Source organism: Paenibacillus sp. 01T47 (genome assembly GCF_056398245.1).
In genome coordinates this window covers 1-1,208 of the sequence record NZ_JBFTPA010000068.1, presented here as the reverse complement: position 1 = coordinate 1,208, position 1,208 = coordinate 1, and the positions used below count along the sequence as shown (strand labels likewise).

At 38.1% G+C, this 1,208-nt stretch carries 1 pseudogene; it reads left to right on the top strand.

The features are described from left to right. Positions 1 to 1,208 (top strand): annotated as a pseudogene (locus AC1DOV_RS34670) (IS3 family transposase); the annotation flags it as partial.

Sequence of the window (1,208 nt, the reverse complement as noted above, 5' to 3'; positions counted from 1 at the left end):
ATATCGTATTCATCAATCTATATTCATAAATTGGGTTAGGCAATATGAGTATCATGGTGAAAAAGCTTTTAATAAAGGCTATACATCATATTCCACGCAGGATAAACTAGACGTACTTAATCATATGAACGAACATGGGACGTCTGTTAGAGAAACGGCTGCGGTATWTAATATTTCGAGCCATAGTACCATTTTAAGCTGGCAAAGAAGCTTAGAATCACATGGAATAGACGCCCTACAATCAAAGAAAAAGGGGCGTCCTTCCATGAATAAGGATTCAAAAGAACWGAAGAATCAAAYGTTAGTAGAAGGGTCTGTAGAGGCTTTAAAAGCTGAGGTAGACCGTTTGCGTATGGAGAATGCTTATTTAAAAAAGTTGAATGCCTTAGTTCAAAACAAGGAAAAATCACCAAACAAGACAAAGCGCAAGTAGTCTATGAACTAAGGAATGATTTCTCGGTGAAAGCACTCCTACAGCTAGCAGGTATCCCTCGTAGCACCTATTATTACGTGGTAAAAACGTTCGGTAAGCCAGACAAAGATGCCRAGTTAAAAGACTTGATTCAAGCCATTTACAAGGAGCACCAGGGACGCTACGGCTACCGTCGAATTCGAGATGAGTTAGTGAATCGCGAACATCKAGTGAATCATAAGAAAGTKCAACGTTTGATGGATGTATTGGGATTAAAGAGTCTTGTACGTATGAAAAAATATCGTTCGTATAAAGGCATGATTGGTAAGATTGCACCTAACATTTTAGAACGTGACTTTCACTCTGAAAAACCGAATGAAAAGTGGGTCACGGATATAACAGAGTTTAAGCTATTTGGAGAAAAACTATATTTATCYCCCATGCTCGATCTATTTAACGGGGAAATTATTACGTATACGATCGGTTCAAGACCGGTCTATTCCCTTGTGTCCACGATGTTAGATCAAGCATTTAAGCGATTAAAAAATGAAGATAAACTCCTGATTCATTCTGACYAAGGCTGGCATTATCAAATGAAACCGTATCGGCATGCTCTTGGAGAACGTGGTATCAAGCAAAGCATGTCCCGCAAAGGCAACTGCTACGATAACGCCGTCATCGAGAGCTTTTTTGGCACAATGAAATCTGAATTTCTTTATTTAAATGAATTTGAAAGTATTGAACATTTTAAGCATGAGCTATCAAAATATATCGATTATTACAATCACAAGCGTAT